This window comes from Paenibacillus sp. 2KB_22 (assembly GCF_052115745.1).
Taxonomy (GTDB): Bacteria; Bacillota; Bacilli; order Paenibacillales; family Paenibacillaceae; genus Paenibacillus.
Genome location: NZ_JBFRHG010000005.1, coordinates 225,549 through 243,212, shown reverse-complemented (window position 1 = coordinate 243,212; position 17,664 = coordinate 225,549). Strand labels below are relative to the sequence as shown.

Sequence of the window (17,664 nt, the reverse complement as noted above, 5' to 3'; positions counted from 1 at the left end):
CTTATAGTCATTAGCGAAACTAATAGCAAACTCACATTAAATATTTTTCTAGAATGTCCTAGAGGGGTACAGCCATGAGAGAACTAAGTATCTTGAAAGACCAAATCGAGCAAGGTCGGCAAGAGTTGAGTCGCTTGGTAGATCAATATGGAATCCCGAATGTGAAAGTGCTTGAGCAGTCTATGGCGTTGGATGAGCTAATTAATGAATATAATCGATATTCCTTTGGAATGAACCTGAAAAAGTAAATAATATGTCATTCTAACTCATCCAGCCTGGAGCTTAGATTTAGATTTAAAGATTAGCTTTTTTACTGAGCTTAAAGTGAAAAACAATCCAAGACACATACCTAATTTCACACCGATATCTGAGAGGCGTTGAATGTTACCGGCGGCAAAAACATTGTATCCATTGGTGACAGATGAACTAAAATGATCCCCAAAGAACAGATAATATGATCCGAAAATGACCATATGAGAAACTGTATACAAAATAGAGAAGGCGAAGGGAGTCAAAGAGATGTAGATATTTTTACTGATAACAAACAAAATGAGTGTTTGAACAGCTAGGATCAGACCACCAATAAGCAGGAAGCTACTGCGCCCTGAATAGTCATAAGCGCCGCTGAAAAATAAATTCTCAAAAAGCGTAAATGAATCGAGGGCACCAAACATATTTTTGAAAAGACCCAGATATGCCTGCAAATATCCTAATCCAAATAAAATGGGAACTGTCAATAGACACCAACGATCAATGTTTTTGCGAGTTAGCAGCAAAGCACTGCTCAAGGCACATAGTGTAATGAAGGCTATTGGGAAAAGTTCGACCACTCTGTTATGAACATCATAATAATGAAGAACTATTCCTATGAACAGGGAGCTTAAATACAGGATTAAGCTCATGATTATAAACTGTAGGATCAGCTTACTTGATAGACCATAAGTCTCTTGAGTCAATTTAGTTCTTAAGGTGATCGGATCGCCAAAAGATGCTATGGCTTTTGTGGTGGCTTGTTCTTCAGTACATCCCTCATTCATATGATGCTCTTTGGACGAGTGTAAATGAGTAGCCATTTCTTCGGCTAAATCGCTACGCTCTCGTCTAGATAAGAATGATCTCTTAAAAACTTGATCTAAATAGGATTGAATGTCCATTCGCCGTTCCTCCTAAGAAAATATTAATGATATGTGTATTTTGTTCCCATGAGGTTTTGATTGCTTCCAGTCGAAGTTGGCCATCATCTGTTATCCTGTAATATTTTCGTCTAGGCCCGCCTTCTTGTTCACCCCAGTAGCCTTCAATGTAAGTATTAGCTTCCAGTCGTTTTAAAGCGGGATACAGTGTACCTTCCTTGAGTAGAAATGCCCCGTTGGTTACTTGATTTATATATTGAGATATCTCATAACCGTATGCATCTTTTTGACTCAGGATGGAGAGCATAATGCCATCGATATATCCTTTAATCATCTCATTCTTCAACTCATACACCACCTACTATGTATTTCTATGTAGTTAAATTAACATATATTTGAAAATAATTCAAGGTCAAGAATTATATCTTTTATAAAGTTGTATCTATTCTTAACGAAAGCATAAAAAAGCCCTGCTCGTAACCTTTGCTAGAAATAAAGGTGCCGAGTGGGCAATTTATATTAATGAATTCTAATTAGTATAAACATTCCCTGCACCATCAACGGATACTGGTGCCCAATTCACAATGCGAATGTGATAATCATTTCCTTTGGGAACACCTGTTAAAGAAATTGTGAAACGATCACCTGCAGCGGATGTATAGTTACCGTAAACAGAAGAAGCATTTCCGAATGTTTTCCATCCGATAAAAGAATCTTGAGCGACTTGATAAGAAACATCTGCATGGTAATCACTGCTAGCATATTGCCAACCTATGAGACTTACAGCATTACCCTGTGTAGAAAAAGAGTTAATGGTATAGTGAGCTCTTCCATAATTAAAACCAGTAAAAGAATAGTAATCAACCATAGCATGTGTACTGAATTCTGGTACATTTAAGGCCGCTACAGTAGCGGGATCATCATCACCTAAAATCAATTTCCATTCATCTTCAGACTCTTTAACATATAGTTCGTTTTTGGATTCAACTCCCGAAACGTTACCCTGAAATGTTACAACAACTGTCGATTCATTCTCTGTATGTGCATCAATGATTTTCATCGATTCAAAGTCACTTACAGAATTGTAGTGTTTGTATTTTGCGATTTGTTTCTCTTTACTTGGGTATCTCAAGTCTACAACTAACTCTGTAGCTTCAGCGAAATTCCCTTCAGACATAGTATCGAAAAATTTTTGTACAACTAATTTAGCAGCTACTTCCGGATTATCGGATGCCTTAACGGTGGTAGAATAAAAAACGCCTCCAAGAGTAACGGTTAAAGACAATAAAGGGATTAACAGTTTTCTTATCATTTTGATTAGCATCTCCTTTAGTTTTTTAGTCAGATTAAATATTCCTCAAGTTAATTTAGGCTAGAACTAGATAGACTTAATTAAGTCTTATATGATGATTTTGCCTTGTTTGAAGAATAATTTTAGATAATAACACCTCCTGTTTTGATGATAAGTTTATTTGCATAATATTATTTTTGTTATTTTGATGAAAATAGTGATAATAATGTAAAAAATAATTAGAGAGGTGATTTTGGCATATTTGCTATCAAATCGGGCGCTCTAATTTTTAGGATGACTGGCAATAATATCACGTGGAAAATAGAATCTGTTGAGATTATACGTAACATGAAATAGACTGAGATGATATTTAACTTTAATTGAGTTTTGAAGTTCCCATTTCCAATATTGTATTATCAAAGGAGAATTTAAATTTGAAAAGTAAAATGATTTCCTTAGTAGCCCTTATCTGTTCACTTATATTATTTGTTATTGGATTCCAGTTTATTGCTCAGAGTACTGATTGGGGTATGGACAAAGCTATGTTGGTTCTTGCAGAATACCAAAATGTAAAGTCTGATACCTCTGATATCTTTGGTAGTTTTATAAACTCAGAGATTTGGTCGTATAAAATTGAAGGAATATTATTGATATTTGTAGGGATGTTAATGTTGTATTTAGCAAATTCATTACGAAGTAAATAAGAAAAAAGTATTCGGGTCCCGAATACTTTTTTCTTATTTACAATTTAATCTTTAGTTCAACATATAAGTATGAAAAAGGCTGAATTTCTTTGAAAACTTATGGAAATAAGCATTTTACCTTGCAAAGGAATATAATGTTAATTTTTTGGCAATGTATCCTAAAATATTTAAAAAAGAGGGGGTGCATGCTGTGAGTGAACCGAAACAGATCAGAGACCAAATCGAACGCAACAGGCATGAATTGAGTCGTTTGGCGGAGAATCATGGCATGCAAGACAACAAAGTCCTCCGACAATCCATGGTGCTGGACGAGCTGATTAATGAATATAATCGATTCAAATATAAAAGCCATCTCAGAAACAGACAACCGATTGCATAATGCAGTCGGATTTTTGGTCTAATTAGTGTTCTATAGAAATAGCGTAGTCGACTGTAGCGATACAGTCGGCTTTTTTTGCGTTCACCCTGATACCAATGCGCATAACTTGAAATTCCGTACCAATTCCAGGGTTGGCAGGATAGCGAATGATCATTAAAACTGGATATGATGACCCCAGTTATATCCAGATTGATCTGTGAAGGGGGCTCATACAATGATCGGGAGAGGGAGGGATGAACGGAAATGATGGACAAGGTACGCATTTTTTTCGGAAAAAACGTAAACCTGCGCACCAAGTTGCTCCTGTTGTTCCTGGCGCTGACGTTGCTGCCGCTAGGCTTGCAGGGAGTGATGAACTACAAGCATTTCTCGCAGACGATGGATCGCAAGACCGAGCAGTTCACCATTGAACTGGTGCGCCAGATTAACGCCAATCTGAATCGGCTGCTGAAGGACTTTGAGCGGTTGTCGCTCTTGCCGCTTTACGATCAGATGGTGCTTGGCATTCTGGGCAAATACAACGCTTCAATGGGGTCAGGTATATGGGCGAGGTCTGAGGATTATCTGAAAATGAAGCTCTATACATCTGGTCAAGCTTATGACCGACCCGAGATTCGGGGAATTCATCTGATCAGCAACAGCGGCATCCTGTTCTCCAATCTCGATTCACTGGCAGTCAAGCCGGTATGGGACAGCAGACAGGATGACTGGTTTGCAGAGCTTGAAGACTCGGAAGGGACGTGGCGCCTGATTCCTCCGCATGACCCCGGCTACTACACGGGCGTTCAGCAAGAATCGTATATATCGGTGGGCAGAGTGCTTCGAGATCCGGGTACGCTCCAGCGATTGGGGTACATTCTGATTGACATCCGTCTGGAAGCCTTCGGCCAACTGTTATCCAATCTGAATTATGAGCAAGATGCAAGCCTGATGATTGTCGACAGCAAGCAGCGCCTTCTGTTCGAGCGGATCTCCACCGGAGGAATGTCTGCTTACGACCAGTTGCTAACGAATGGACAGCTTCAAAGCTATGCAGGAAACCAAAAAATTGTTCTGGATGGGCAGTCCTATCTCTATGTACAACACCATTCCACCTATTCCGGGCTCTCGGTGATCAGTCTTACACCTATTGCTGTGATTCAAAAGGAGTCGGGTGAGATGCTCACTTTCACAATATGGTTCGCTGTATTGTGTATGGCGGCTATATCGATTCTGGCGGTTCTGTTATCCTATCGTATCACCCGGCCACTGATTCGACTGAAGCACCACATGATTCGGGTGGAGCAGGGAGATTTTAGCCAGCGTGTATCACACTTCAGCAGTGATGAATTCGGACAGATTAGCCGGGGCTTTAACCGAATGATGGAAGAGATTCATCGACTGTTCAATGAGGTGTTTCTGCTGGGCATTCAAGAGCGGGAGGCAGAGTTGTCAGCGTTGCAAAGCCAGATGAATCCTCACTTTATATACAACACGCTGGAGTCCATTAACATGATGGCTATTCGCCAGAAGCATGTTGAGGTATCGGACATGGTGACGGCGCTTGGCAAGCTGCTGCGCTATACGATTGATAAGGTGGACCGGATGGTTCCGCTTGGGGAAGAACTGGCTTTTGTACAGTCCTATGTACGCATTCAGCAGGTACGTTACAACGGTAAGATGGAGGTTAACTATGACATTGAAGAAGAGATAACGGAATGTGCGATTCCGAAGCTGATACTGCAACCGTTGGTGGAAAATGCAGTCTACCATGGCATTGAAGGGCAGGAAAATGGAGGAGTAATCTGGATATCTGCCTTGAGATTCGACCATGAGCTGCTGATTAGCGTACGAGACAACGGTAAGGGAATGACTCAGGCTAAGATTGACGAGTTAAACGAGTCCATAACGAAACAGCCTTCCAGTCAGGCATTACGTTGCCATGCCGGGGACAGTCTGGGGCTTAACAATATCGCCCAGAGGCTTCGCCTCATCTATGGAAAAGGCGGCAGCCTAAGCATTGATGGAAGTCCCGGGCAGGGCCTGGTGGTCACGATATCCATTCAACTTCTACCGAAAGGGGATTGAAGCGCATGTATAAAGTATTGCTTGTAGAAGATGAGACGGTCATCCGTCAGGGACTGAGGGAGCTGATCGTACAAGTGTCTTCCCAGTTTCAGGTAACGGGTGAAGCGTCGAGCGGTACCGAGGCACTGGATTTTCTGAGATGTGAGGTGCCGGATGTGTTAATCACGGATATCCGCATGCGTGGAATGGACGGTTTAACTCTGGTAAGCAAAGCCAGAGACATGTACCCTGAATTGCTCATGCTCATCATTAGCGGCTATGGCGAGTTTGAGTATGCACGCAGAGCGATGGAGTTCGGGGTGTTGAACTACCTGTTGAAGCCAATCGATCGCTATGAACTGGCATTATGCATACAAAAGATTCAATTGCTGCTGGATCGCAGATACGGTATTTCAACCCTTTCGATCCCGGAGCCATCTGGGAAAGCAGAACATGCTGGTGGAGATACGCGGAAGATTATCCGAGATGTGAAGGAGCACATCAAGCAACATCCCGATGGAGATTTGCGGCTTCAGACGATCGCAGATGTCGTTAACTTAAACCCTACTTATTTGAGCCAGTTGTTCAAAAACGAAATAGGTATTAATTATTCCGAATACATCACGGAGGCACGTATGGAGCGGGCCAAGTGGTTGCTAATCAACACGGGTCTCAAAATCTATGATGTGGCACGGTTATCCGGGCATCAGAGTCCCAAACACTTCATGCTGGTGTTCAAGCAGCAGGTGGGATGGACTGCGGGAGAATACCGAGACCGATTCAGTATTTCTTGAAATACCATACCATTTCTGTAGTTGACGTGATTTATGAGGGAGCGAAGCTTTCGTTATACTTTGGTTGCACCTGTTACCACAACGTCCATAAGGGGGATTTCCATGAAAAAGGCAGGACTGATACTGATGCTTGTACTCATGATGGTGGCTTCAATCGCGTGCACTAGCGCCAATTCCAGCGGTGAGTCTGGCAGTGCAAGTGGAGAGAATGTAGAGGTTGAGCTGAAGTTCATGATGTGGGGCAATCAGGCGCATATGGATGTATACAACAAACTGATCGCTGACTTCACCAATGAAAATCCAGGCATCAAAGTCACGATGGAATCCGTACCTTTCGCAGAATACCAGCAAAAAATCTCTGTGCTTGCCGCCGGAGGCTCACTTCCCGATCTCGCCTGGGTATCGGAGCGAATGGTACCACAATTCAAGTCCAATCACATTCTGGCCGATGTATCCGAGTTCAAGGATGATACACAGTTTAAGCTGGATGATTACATTCCAAGTACGCTTGATCTATTCCGTGATGGCGATCAGCTGCTGGGGCTACCTTTTTCAACACCTCCGGTGGTCATGTTTTACAATAAAACGCTGTTCGACCAAGCCGGCCTGACGGATCCAAACACACTTGCCACCCAAGGACAATGGACATGGGAACAGTTCGAAGCGTCTGCCAAGGCGATGACAAGTAAGGAGGCGACCAACCGAATCTATGGAGCCAACTTTTTTCGCGACTGGAAGACCTGGGCGGTGCTCTCCTCCTACTCTTGGTCCAATGGAAGCGGTCCATTCGACGAAGGTATGACGAAGTTCACCTGGAACGATGCCTATGGTGTGCAGACTTTTGAATTACTGGAGCGCATGATGTTCACCGATGAATCACATCCGAAGGCGGGTGAACAAGTTAGCTTCGATGCGGGTAATGTGGGCATGTTCTTCGATAATTACAGCTATGTATCCAAAGCAAGGGAGATTACGGATTATGAATGGAGCATCGCTCCTATGCCATCCGGTTCACAAGGCAGTGTACCGATGCTGGGGCAGGCCGGATATGCCATGTTCAACGATAGCAAACATCCAGAGGAAACGAAGAAGCTGTTGAAGTATTTTGCGAGTGAGCAGGGGATTCAGGCAACAGCCACCTATTTTGTGCCTCCTCGTACTTCTGTTCTGAACTCGGATGCATTCATTCTTCAGCCGAATAACCCAAGCAAGGAGCATATTGTGCAGGCCGTCATTGATGAAATGCCGAAAGCGCGCTTAATTCCCGGACATATCCGATGGCAGGATATCGACAATGCGGTATTGCAGGGATTCGACCGACTGTTTGCCAAGACAGCGACAGCTGAGGATAACCTGAAACAAATGCAAGAAGAGATCCAAAGCATGCTGCAACCCTAAGTAAGTCGATTGAAACCGGAGGTGAGAATAATGGGCAAATTCAAAGAATTACTTGAGCGGAAACCGCTGTCCCTGGTGGTAAGTCTGCCTGAGAATGAACTTGCTTTGGCTCGGGCAGCCATGGAAGAGGGTGCTGATGCACTGAAGGTGCACTATAATGTCGGTCATCGCGCCAGCGGGAATCATTTTGGCCCATTGGACAGGTATGCCAAGGTATTTCGGGCGATCCGCAGTGAGTTTGGTGGTCCGCTTGGGATTGTACCTTCCGGATGTATAGATGGAGCACGAAGGGAGGATGTGGAGCGCCTTGCTGGACTGGGTTTTGATTTCTATTCCATCTATGCACATCACTTGCCCTCCTTCATGCTGAGTGACTTGGGGCTGGACCCAACATTTGCGATCAATGAAGAATATGATGCTTCCCTCGTAACCTCGGCAGCTCACTTCGGCTTCACTGCTCTGGAGGCATCTATTGTACCTGGAAATGAATATGGTACACCGCTCAGCTTCGCGGATGTGCTCAAGTATCGCCGTCTGGTCTTGCAAGCCCAGGTTCCAGTATTGGTTCCTTCCCAGCGAAAGCTGGTACCGGAGGATGTTCGGGTGCTAAGCCATGCTGGGGTCAAAGCGATTATGCTTGGAGCGGTTGTGACAGGCAACACGGAGGAAGAGCTGCGAAGGGCTGTGAACGGGTTCCGCAATGTGGTGGACAGTCTGAACCGTCCAGACTATATAAGTTGAACTAAAGGATATTTACACTTGTACTCCGATGCCAGAACAACCTTCCGATCGCTGTTATCCCCAGATTTTTTTTGAATCCCTTATATAGAGGGAGAAATCCGGGGATAAGCATATGCTTCCGATGCAGCTTTCTTCCAGAAAGCTTTTAGGCGACCACTTCGCTTCTTCAGGTTTTTTCTGTCCTCTACGTTCTTGTGTAAATGTATAGTTCACCTTATATAGAATCGTCACAGAGTTCAGCTTCGGAGGAAATTTGAATAAAAAGGGGGTGGCTAATTGTGACCCATCCACACAAGCGCAAAAGAAGGGGGCCGCTCACCAGAGAAGCCCAGATCGCGGGGTGGCTGTTTGTATCACCGATGGTGCTTGGGTTTACCCTGCTGCTGTTGTTTCCCATGGGTCTCGCGTTATACATGAGCCTGACCGATTGGCCGCTGCTGGGGGACCATCATTTTATCGGACTGGAGAATTACCGGAATATTATGACAGACGCGATGTTCTGGAAAGTGCTCGCCAATACGGTTTATTTCACAGTGGGACTGGTACCGCTTAATATTGTGCTCGCCCTGCTGCTTGCGTTGCTGCTATCCAGGAATCTGCGGGGGATCGGAATTTTTCGAACAGCGATCTTTGTTCCGGTCATGACTTCACTGATCGTATGGGCCATCGTGTGGAAGCTGATGTATGCAACAGAATCAGGATTGATTAATCAGCTTCTATTAATGACGGGCATCAAGGGTCCGGCGTGGCTATACAATGAAGATTTGGCAATGCCGGCAGTGATTGTGACCAGTGTGCTGAAAAATGTAGGTCTGAATATGGTGCTGTTCATTGCAGCCATTCAGCAGGTACCGCGTTCACTGTACGAAGCAGCAACATTGGACGGTGCGGGCAGAAGGGGAACCTTCTTTCACGTTACACTGCCTATGATTACACCAACGGTGTTTCTGACTGTGGTCATGACCGTGATTGGTTCACTCAAAGTATTCGGACAGATCTATGTGATGACACAGGGCGGGCCGAGTAACAGCACAAAGGTATTGGTTTATTATATCTGGGAAAAAGCATTCAAACTATTCCAGTTCGGCTATGCTTCCGCTCTTGCCTATGTGCTGTTCTTCATCGTACTAATCCTGACACTGCTGCAATGGCAGCTCCGAAAGAGGTGGGTATTTAATGAAGGCGATGCCTAATTCTTCGGGGAGGAAGATAGGAAGTACCCTGGGGACGTATTTGCTGCTGACACTGATTTCGCTAATCATGATTGTTCCGTTTATCTGGATGATATCGACGTCATTCAAGGAGCCCCAGAACATATTCACCTATCCACCACAGTGGATACCGGAATCATTCCGATTTCAGAACTACATCGATGTGTTCCGATTGATTCCATTTCACCGTTTTTATTGGAACAGTATCTACATTTCTGCGTTGGTTGTGCTGGGAACGGTGTTTTTTGCTTCTCTCGCCGGTTATGCATTCGCCAAAATTCCGTTTAAGGGACGTAATGTGGTATTTCTCATCCTGCTGAGTGCCATGATGATTCCCCATGAGGTGACGGCAATTCCGATGTTCCTGTTCATGCGGCAGCTGGGGTGGATTGATACCCACCTACCGCTGATATTGTTACCGATATTTGGCGCGGGCGGTGTATTTGGCATCTTTGTGATGAGGCAGTTCTTCATTACCGTGCCAACGGAACTGGAGGAAGCGGCGATGATCGACGGCTGCAACCGATTCCGAATATATGCGCGAATTATGCTGCCTATTGCCAAGCCGGGTATGGCTACGCTGACGATCTTCACGTTTGTGACGATCTGGAATGAGTTCTTCGATCCGTTGATTTTCATTAACTCGCGTGATCTAATGACGCTGCCACTTGGGTTATCCCTGTTTACAGATGAAGTGGGTACAGCCTGGCAATATCTGATGAGCGCCACCGTCATGGCGACCCTGCCGCTGTTAATTGTCTTTTTCCTGGCACAACGGCGCTTCATTGAGGGGGTTGCCATGACGGGACTGAAAGAGTAAGCCATGAAATACGTGCAATACGTGCAATAGAACGGAAGGAGGGACAACATTTGCGTGAACGGATGAGCATGGAAAAGGAAGAAGCAGATGTCGTTATTGTGGGAGGGGGCCCAGCGGGTATAGCGGCAGCCATTGCCGCTGCACGACAGGGTGTCCGCACAGTGCTGGTGGAGCGATACGGATTCGTGGGCGGGATGTCCACTGCCGCTATGGTCTATCCCTGGATGACTTTCCATACGGAACGTGGTGAGCAGGTCATTAAAGGTATTGCACAGGAGATTGTGGATCGTTTGCAGATGCGTGGCGGCTCCCCGGGGCATTTGCGTGATACGGTTGGATTTGTGCACAGTGTCACGCCGTACCATCCAGCCATCTTTCAGGTGGTTGCGGCAGAGATGTTGCAGGAGGCTGGTGTCCGGCTGTTATTGCACAGCTTCGTGGATGAAGTGGTCGTTGGGGATGATCGGGTGGAAGCGGTGCGAGTGACCAACAAGTCTGGACGAAAGGAGTTTCAGGCGAACGTATTCGTGGATGCAAGCGGTGATGCGGATCTGGCTTATCTTGCAGGGGCTTCGGTGGCGAAGGGGAGAGATGGCGATAACCAGTCTCAGCCGATGACCATGAAATTTCGCATGCGTGGTGTGGATCTTGGACGAGTGAAGCAATACATGCAGGAGCATCCGGAGGATTTCTATGTGAAAACGCCTTTTGCAGAGCTTGACAGCATTCCGTTAACCGGGGTGAGTGGTTTCTATTCCCAGTGGAAAAAAGCAGGTGTGCCGATTAATCGCGACCAAGTGCTGTTTTTTACCGGACCGGCTGACGATGAAGTGCTGATTAATTGTACCCGGGTGCAGGGACTCGATGCGACGGATGCCGAGGATCTGACCTCTGCTGAACAGGAAGGGCGGAAGCAGGTGCTGATGATTGCTGAGTTTTTGCAGCGTGATGTGCCTGGATTCGAACGGGCTTCCATCTCAGCGGTAGCACCTCAGATTGGTATCCGTGAATCCAGGCGAATTATCGGTCATTATGCGTTGACCCAGGCGGATGTGGTCGCAGGACGGAAGTTCGAGGATGTGATTGCCAGAAGCGGTTATCCCATTGATATTCATGACCCTTCGGGTCAAGGTGTTGTGGCTGCCTTTATAAAAGGGGACGGGGCGTACGATATTCCATATCGTTGTCTGATCTCTCGCAATATCCGCAATCTGCTGGCGGCAGGACGCTGCATCTCCACCACACATGAGGCGCATGCAACGACAAGGCTGACTCCAAGCTGTATGGCTACAGGGGAGGCGGCAGGGACAGCGGCTGCACTAACCGTGAAGATGAAGCTTGATCCGGTGGGACTGCCAATTGAGCTACTACAGGCGGAATTACGTCACCACGGAGCGGCGATCTAGCGGATGAGCTGATTGTGGCAGAAATTGGGGCGGATTGGACGAAGTATTAGTCGTGGGAGCGGCATGAATCGTTAATAGTAGGCGTGGCGTGGATGTTTATTTAATTCGCGGATGGCATAAGTTTTAACGAACCTGAGACGTCTAATATGGGGCTATAAGCTGAGATGAAAACTGTAACGAATCTCAGTGAAGCTATACTACTCAAAACCCTAAAATAGAGGGTAAAAGCGGGGTGAATCGGAAGAATAGATAGTCTACGATTCGTTAGATTAGAAACTGTCCCCAAAATGGCTGAATAAGCTTCCCCCGGTTCGTTAGAAAATCGGTGGGAAGCTCATTTCATTCATTCAGTCATTCAATTCATGCGTGCCTCAAGTCGCTTTGCGACAATGGACAGCGTGTAGTTGATGACAAAATACAATACCGCAGCGAGCAGCAGGGCAGGGATAATATAATCGAAACTTTGGCCGCCGAGGATCTGCACGTTGTGCATCAGCTCCGGCAGAGAGATGATGATCGCCAGTGAAGTATCCTTCAGCAGTGAGATGAACTGGCTGACCATCGGCGGAGACATGCGGCGTAGCGCCTGTGGCATGATGATGCCACCGAGGGTCTGCATGTAGCTCAGGCCGGAAGAACGGGCAGCTTCCACCTGACCGCGCTCAACGGACTTCAGACCGCTACGGACAATCTCGGCGATCATCGCGCCTTCAAATAGACTTAGTCCAACGACCGTTGACCAGAAGACGGACATTTTGATCCCGAGCTGCGGGAGTACGATGTGGATGAAAAAAATGATGAGCAGCAGTGGCAGATTCCGAATCGTATCCACGATTACCGCTACGATCTGTGACAGAAAGGGGATGCGAGTAAACCGGACAGTACCCAGCACGGTGCCGAGTATGAAGCTGAATACAATGGATAGCCCTGCTACCTGTAGGGTAATCAAGAATCCTTGAAGCAGGAAACGAAGGTTGAGCCACGCATAGGCCCCGCTAAAGTCCATATTTTATTAGCCTCCTTCTGTATGCAGGAATAGAATATCTAAGATCATTAGATGGGGCATGGACTAGCCAAAATAACGGACCAATAAAATTATCGAAAGGTCTGAAATAGCCAATATAACTCCCTAAAAATCTGCGCATGTATAGGCCAATCTATTACATGGTGACCTGACCTGTCGGTTTGTTCTTCTTCGGTTTGCCCTTGGTGCTGCGCGCCTCTGCATCGCTCTGTCCGAATCTACGCTCCATATAATGCACCAGAAAGCTGAGTGGTAGTGTCAGCACTAGATAGAACAGCGCAACAACAGTGTATACACTTAGCGGTTGGAACGTATCCGAGTTAACGAGGTCGGCAAAATACATGAGATCCATACCGGCGACAACGGCCAGAATGGATGAGTTCTTGACCAGATTAATAAACTGGTTGCCGATGGACGGCAAGACAATCTTGATCGCTTGAGGCAGAATAATCAGATTCATGGCCTGTACATAGGACAAACCAGAAGATCTTGCGGCTTCCAGTTGCCCACGTGGCACCGTTTGAATACCCGCTCGGATCGCTTCGGCAATGAAAGCGGCGGTATAGATGGTCAGACCCAGAGTACCGGAGACAAATCCGTCCAGCGAGATGCCGAGTGCAGGCAGTCCAAGATAGAAGAAAAACACAACCAACAGCAGGGGAATGTTTCGGATAAACTCCACAAAAGCCGTGCCAATCCAGTTCAGCGGTTTCACAGGGGATATCCGAAAGATCGCCAGAATCGCGCCGAGAATAAAGCTGCCAACGAGAGCTATAATGCTCACTTGAATGGTATTCAGGAATCCTTCCAGAAAACGATCCGAGTGTCGCATCAGTACGTTGAAATCCAATGTGCCCATATAGGCAAAGCCTCCGTTCTCCAGATGTAGAAACGGCGATTACGTCTGCTCATGCATTGCATCCAGCAGACGAATTCGCCGCGTGCTCATCATTAATCGGGGTTACTCGGGCTTGGAGCCCAGCCATTTCTCATGTAGTGTGTCATATTCCCCGCTGTCTTTCATGCTTTTGAGCAGCTTGTTGACTTCCTCTACGAAGGCAGTGTCGCCTTTACGAATGGCCATACCATAAGGTTCACTTGTGAAATTGCCACCAACCAATTGGAAGCTGTTATCTGTCTGTTGCATGCCGATAAGGATGATATTATCTGTGGTCAGCGCTTCGCCTTTACCTGCTTTGAGAGCAGTGAATGCATCCTGATAGTTATCGAATTCCAGCACTTCAGCATCAGGGGCTTTCTCGCGAATGTTCTGAGCGGATGTGGAGCCTTTCACCGCGAGTACTTTCACCCCGCTGAGGCTTTCCAAGCCAGTAATTGGACTATCATTTTTCACCAGCAGGGATTGGCCTGCCTCGAAGTAAACATCACTGAAATCCACCTGTTCCTTACGCTCATCCGTAATCGTCATCGTGGCGATGATGATGTCAATGTCTCCGTTTTGCAACATGGGAATACGTGTCTTGGAAGTGACTTCTTTCAGTTCGACCTTTGTCTCATCTCCAAGGATCTGTTTGGCGAGTGCCTTGGCGATATCAATATCGAACCCCTCAACGTTGCCGCTTGCGGGATCTTTCAGTCCGAATAGCTTCGTATCATATTTCACGCCGGCAATAAGTTTGCCGCGCTCTTTAATCTGCTCTATTGTTCCTTTGGCTACGGCATCCCCGCCAGAACCGCCACTACCGCCGCTACTGCTATTCTCCTCAACTGTACTACAACCGGACAATACCAGCGAGAGAATAAGGACAAGTATAAATGACGGCCACTTCAATAATTTCTTCATGAATAAAGACCCCTTTCAAAATGGAATATTGGATTATTCTCAATGATGAATCAGACGGCTCAGGAATTGCTGTGCTCGTTCTTCTCTGGGGTTGTCAAAAAATTCAGCGGCAGAGGCCTCTTCTACAATTCGGCCTTCGTCCATGAAGATGACCCGGTCCGCAACTTCGCGAGCGAATCCCATTTCATGGGTAACAACGACCATGGTCATGCCATTATGGGCAAGGGAACGCATCACATCGAGGACTTCTCCGATCATCTCGGGATCGAGTGCAGAGGTCGGTTCGTCAAAAAGCATGATTTTGGGCTCCATGGCGAGTCCTCTGGCAATGGCTACCCGTTGTTGCTGTCCACCGGACAACTGGGAGGGATAACTGTCTGCTTTGTCGGCAATGCCCACCCGGGTCAGATACTTCATTGCCGTTGAGGCTGCCTGTTCTTTAGGTTGTTTGCGCACCTTCATGGGTGCAAGGGTAATGTTATCGATGACTTTTTTGTGAGGATAAAGATTGAAGTGTTGAAATACCATACCGATGTCACGGCGGAAGAGGTTAATGTCCACCTTTTTCTGATGTAGAGGGACCCCACTGACAACAAGTTCACCTTCGGTAATGGTCTCCAGGCGGTTAATGCAGCGGAGTAACGTGCTTTTGCCGGAGCCGGAAGGTCCGATGATGACGACAACCTCTCCTTCTTCGATGTGAAGATGGATATCCTTGAGGACATGAAAATGACCGAAATGCTTTTGAACACCCCTAAATTCAATCAAGAGTAGACCCCATCCTTTCTGCAACGATTGTTTGTAAAAGGAATAATAAGGAATTAATTGAAACTAGTTATTTAATCATACATACTCATCCTGCTAATGGCAATTGGTTTGTGATAAAACATGACATAAGTAATAGACTTTCTAGGGCTATGGACAGTAATTGTGTTATATATCTGTTATGTTATCAAATCTCTTGTGACGAATCCTGACAGAAAATTGAATCTATTCTCCTAGTGGTTTACCAACCTTTGGAATAGATGTATAGAGTATACTAGAAATGATGTTTCATTTATGACTCTGATCATAAAAACAAATTCCATCAAGTTCTAACTGTACATGGCAAAAAAGCTCAACCTAGTTCATCATGCCATTGATATGATGGAGCGAGAGAGTATCTGTCTGAAAGTAAACTAAGAAAGTAGAAACAAATTGTTGATCCCATAACGATTCCATTTCCATTACAGGTAGAGAGGATGATTCTGCACGATGAATACATATCACTCCCCAATGTCGACAGGGACAGGTGCCCAATCTGATGTTCGAGCTTATGAAGCCAATTTGCCTGTCATTCCGGCTCAGGATTTTCGAATTACAGACTATGGAGCTGTTGGAGATGGTGTAACAGATAATACGGAGATGTTCCGCCTTGCAATCGCGTCGTGCGCTGAAGCAGGAGGAGGCAGAATCGTTATCCCTGCCGGGGTATGGCTCACAGGTCCGATTGTAATGCGCAGCCGTATCGAACTACATGTGGAAGCAGGGGCACTGGTGACGTTTAGCCGAGATTTTGATCAATATCCATTGATTGCATCAAGCTTCGAAGGCTGGCAGGTTGTACGTTGTCAATCCCCGATCGATGGTGATCAACTGGAGGATATTGCGATTACCGGTGAGGGGATCTGGGATGGAGGCGGTGAAGCCTGGCGTCCGGTGAAACGCTCCAAAATGACCACTTCACAATGGAACCAATTGGTCGCTTCTGGTGGTGTTGTAGAGCAATCGGGTGGGGAAGAAGAAATCTGGTGGCCTTCCGCATCTGCACTTGAAGGTGGTATCATTGCAAATCGTTTGCATAAGGAGCAGGTACGTGATGTCACTGCCTATGAACAAGCCAGAGACTTTTTACGTCCCAACATGGTCAGCTTGCGCAGATGTACACGGGTACTGCTGGACGGTCCAACGTTCCAGAACTCGCCTGCATGGAATCTGCACCCCTGGGCATCTGAGCATGTAACCATTCGTAACGTGAGTGTGCGTAATCCATGGTTTTCACAGAATGGAGATGGGCTGGACATTGAATCCTGCCGTCATGTGTTGGTGGAGAAGAGTGTATTCGATGTCGGTGATGATGCGATCTGTCTGAAATCAGGCAAGGATGAAGAAGGCCGTGAACTGGGTCTTGCCTCGGAGTACATTACCATTCGGGAGTGCACCGTGTATCATGGGCATGGCGGTTTCGTCATTGGTAGCGAGATGTCTGGTGGTGTGCGGCATGTGCGAGTGTCGGATTGTACGTTTATCGGCACGGATATTGGACTTCGCTTCAAAAGCGCACGTGGGCGCGGTGGAGTGGTTGAGGATATTCAGATCGAGCGCATATATATGAAAGATATCATTATGGAAGCGATCTCGTTTTCCTTTTTCTATGCGAATCAGGAAGGCTCTGCTCGAGGCAGTGACCTGTCTCAGGAGATTAGCGAGGAGACGCCGGTGTTCCGGGATATTCGAATATCGGATGTGGTCTGTGCCGGTGCTGACACTGCGTTGCTCATAAGTGGGTTGCCGGAACTGCCTTTGGATGGCGTAGTTATTGAACGATACCATGTAGAAGCCCGCACAGGTATTCAATGTGCTCAGGCGAAGCATCTGCGGATTACAGAACTGAACGCCCGGATTACCGAAGGTCCGTTAATTCATTTGCACCAGTGCAAAGGGGCGGAGTTAGAGAGCATTCAGGGCAAGGGTGCGGATGGCCGACTTCTGATGGTAACAGGACACGAATCCGCAGGCATTGTGTGCCGAGAAAGTGATGCGGATACAGACGGTCGCCAGATCTCTGTTGGTCCTGAAGTACGAAGTGGTGTGATCATTCGCAGGTAAGAAGTATGTAATAGGGTTTATACAATTGGGTCCAATTCAGCCGCA

Annotated in this window: 18 protein-coding genes; 11 read left to right on the top strand and 7 right to left on the bottom strand. The window is 46.3% G+C overall.

What is annotated here, in order from left to right; translation table 11 throughout:
• The first annotated feature begins 74 nt into the window (after window positions 1-74).
• Window positions 75-248: a Spo0E family sporulation regulatory protein-aspartic acid phosphatase gene (locus AB4111_RS25105; RefSeq protein WP_442033659.1), complete on the top strand. Its 174-nt coding sequence runs from the start codon at window positions 75-77 to the stop codon at window positions 246-248.
• Window positions 249-266: 18 nt separating this feature from the next.
• Here the strand turns inward: AB4111_RS25105 and AB4111_RS25100 are convergent, their stop codons facing one another.
• From AB4111_RS25100 to AB4111_RS25090, 3 genes are all read right to left on the bottom strand, one after another.
• Complete coding sequence (locus AB4111_RS25100; protein ID WP_442033658.1) at window positions 267-1,154, bottom strand: permease prefix domain 1-containing protein; 888 nt, start codon at window positions 1,152-1,154, stop codon at window positions 267-269.
• Entirely contained in the window at window positions 1,120-1,488 is a 369-nt protein-coding gene (locus AB4111_RS25095; RefSeq protein WP_442033711.1) for a PadR family transcriptional regulator, read from the bottom strand. Before AB4111_RS25095 ends, AB4111_RS25100 begins: the two co-directional genes overlap by 35 nt.
• A 174-nt stretch (window positions 1,489-1,662) precedes the next feature.
• The gene (locus AB4111_RS25090; protein WP_442033657.1) at window positions 1,663-2,445 is read right to left on the bottom strand and encodes a hypothetical protein; all 783 of its coding nucleotides are present in this window, start codon (window positions 2,443-2,445) and stop codon (window positions 1,663-1,665) included.
• 413 nt (window positions 2,446-2,858) lie between these two features.
• Between AB4111_RS25090 and AB4111_RS25085 the strand changes: the two genes are divergently transcribed.
• From AB4111_RS25085 to AB4111_RS25045, 9 genes are all read left to right on the top strand, one after another.
• The gene (locus tag AB4111_RS25085) at window positions 2,859-3,128 is read left to right on the top strand and encodes a hypothetical protein (RefSeq protein WP_340910929.1); all 270 of its coding nucleotides are present in this window, start codon (window positions 2,859-2,861) and stop codon (window positions 3,126-3,128) included.
• A 190-nt stretch (window positions 3,129-3,318) separates the two neighbouring features.
• A complete protein-coding gene (locus tag AB4111_RS25080) occupies window positions 3,319-3,507 on the top strand; it encodes an aspartyl-phosphate phosphatase Spo0E family protein (protein ID WP_347397282.1) in 189 nt (62 codons plus the stop codon).
• 243 nt (window positions 3,508-3,750) lie between these two features.
• Window positions 3,751-5,574, top strand: a complete 1,824-nt coding sequence (locus AB4111_RS25075; protein WP_442033656.1) for a sensor histidine kinase — start codon at window positions 3,751-3,753, stop codon at window positions 5,572-5,574.
• Window positions 5,575-5,579: 5 nt separating this feature from the next.
• On the top strand, window positions 5,580-6,347 hold the full coding sequence (locus AB4111_RS25070; protein WP_442033655.1) for a response regulator transcription factor: 768 nt from the start codon (window positions 5,580-5,582) through the stop codon (window positions 6,345-6,347).
• A gap of 102 nt (window positions 6,348-6,449) precedes the next feature.
• Window positions 6,450-7,745, top strand: coding sequence for an ABC transporter substrate-binding protein (locus AB4111_RS25065; protein WP_442033654.1), 1,296 nt, complete (start codon window positions 6,450-6,452; stop codon window positions 7,743-7,745).
• Window positions 7,746-7,775: 30 nt separating this feature from the next.
• Window positions 7,776-8,486: a hypothetical protein gene (locus AB4111_RS25060; protein ID WP_442033653.1), complete on the top strand. Its 711-nt coding sequence runs from the start codon at window positions 7,776-7,778 to the stop codon at window positions 8,484-8,486.
• Between the two features lie 278 nt (window positions 8,487-8,764).
• On the top strand, window positions 8,765-9,679 hold the full coding sequence (locus AB4111_RS25055) for a carbohydrate ABC transporter permease (RefSeq protein WP_442033652.1): 915 nt from the start codon (window positions 8,765-8,767) through the stop codon (window positions 9,677-9,679).
• Entirely contained in the window at window positions 9,663-10,517 is an 855-nt protein-coding gene (locus AB4111_RS25050; RefSeq protein WP_442033651.1) for a carbohydrate ABC transporter permease, read from the top strand. The genes AB4111_RS25055 and AB4111_RS25050 overlap by 17 nt, the downstream gene beginning before the upstream one ends.
• A gap of 68 nt (window positions 10,518-10,585) precedes the next feature.
• Window positions 10,586-11,923: an FAD-dependent oxidoreductase gene (locus AB4111_RS25045; RefSeq protein ID WP_442033710.1), complete on the top strand. Its 1,338-nt coding sequence runs from the start codon at window positions 10,586-10,588 to the stop codon at window positions 11,921-11,923.
• 355 nt (window positions 11,924-12,278) lie between these two features.
• Here the strand turns inward: AB4111_RS25045 and AB4111_RS25040 are convergent, their stop codons facing one another.
• The 4 genes from AB4111_RS25040 to AB4111_RS25025 form a co-directional block, all read right to left on the bottom strand.
• Window positions 12,279-12,929, bottom strand: a complete 651-nt coding sequence (locus AB4111_RS25040) for an amino acid ABC transporter permease (protein WP_442033650.1) — start codon at window positions 12,927-12,929, stop codon at window positions 12,279-12,281.
• Window positions 12,930-13,083: 154 nt separating this feature from the next.
• Complete coding sequence (locus tag AB4111_RS25035; RefSeq protein WP_253429364.1) at window positions 13,084-13,806, bottom strand: amino acid ABC transporter permease; 723 nt, start codon at window positions 13,804-13,806, stop codon at window positions 13,084-13,086.
• A gap of 102 nt (window positions 13,807-13,908) precedes the next feature.
• On the bottom strand, window positions 13,909-14,751 hold the full coding sequence (locus tag AB4111_RS25030; RefSeq protein ID WP_442033649.1) for a transporter substrate-binding domain-containing protein: 843 nt from the start codon (window positions 14,749-14,751) through the stop codon (window positions 13,909-13,911).
• Window positions 14,752-14,790: 39 nt separating this feature from the next.
• Window positions 14,791-15,543 carry an amino acid ABC transporter ATP-binding protein gene (locus tag AB4111_RS25025; protein ID WP_442033648.1) on the bottom strand — a complete coding sequence of 251 codons (753 nt, stop codon included), beginning with the start codon at window positions 15,541-15,543 and terminating at the stop codon, window positions 14,791-14,793.
• A 462-nt stretch (window positions 15,544-16,005) separates the two neighbouring features.
• On the opposite strand from AB4111_RS25025, the gene AB4111_RS25020 reads away from it, so the two are divergent.
• Window positions 16,006-17,619, top strand: a complete 1,614-nt coding sequence (locus AB4111_RS25020) for a glycoside hydrolase family 28 protein (protein ID WP_442033647.1) — start codon at window positions 16,006-16,008, stop codon at window positions 17,617-17,619.
• Window positions 17,620-17,664: the final 45 nt, after the last annotated feature.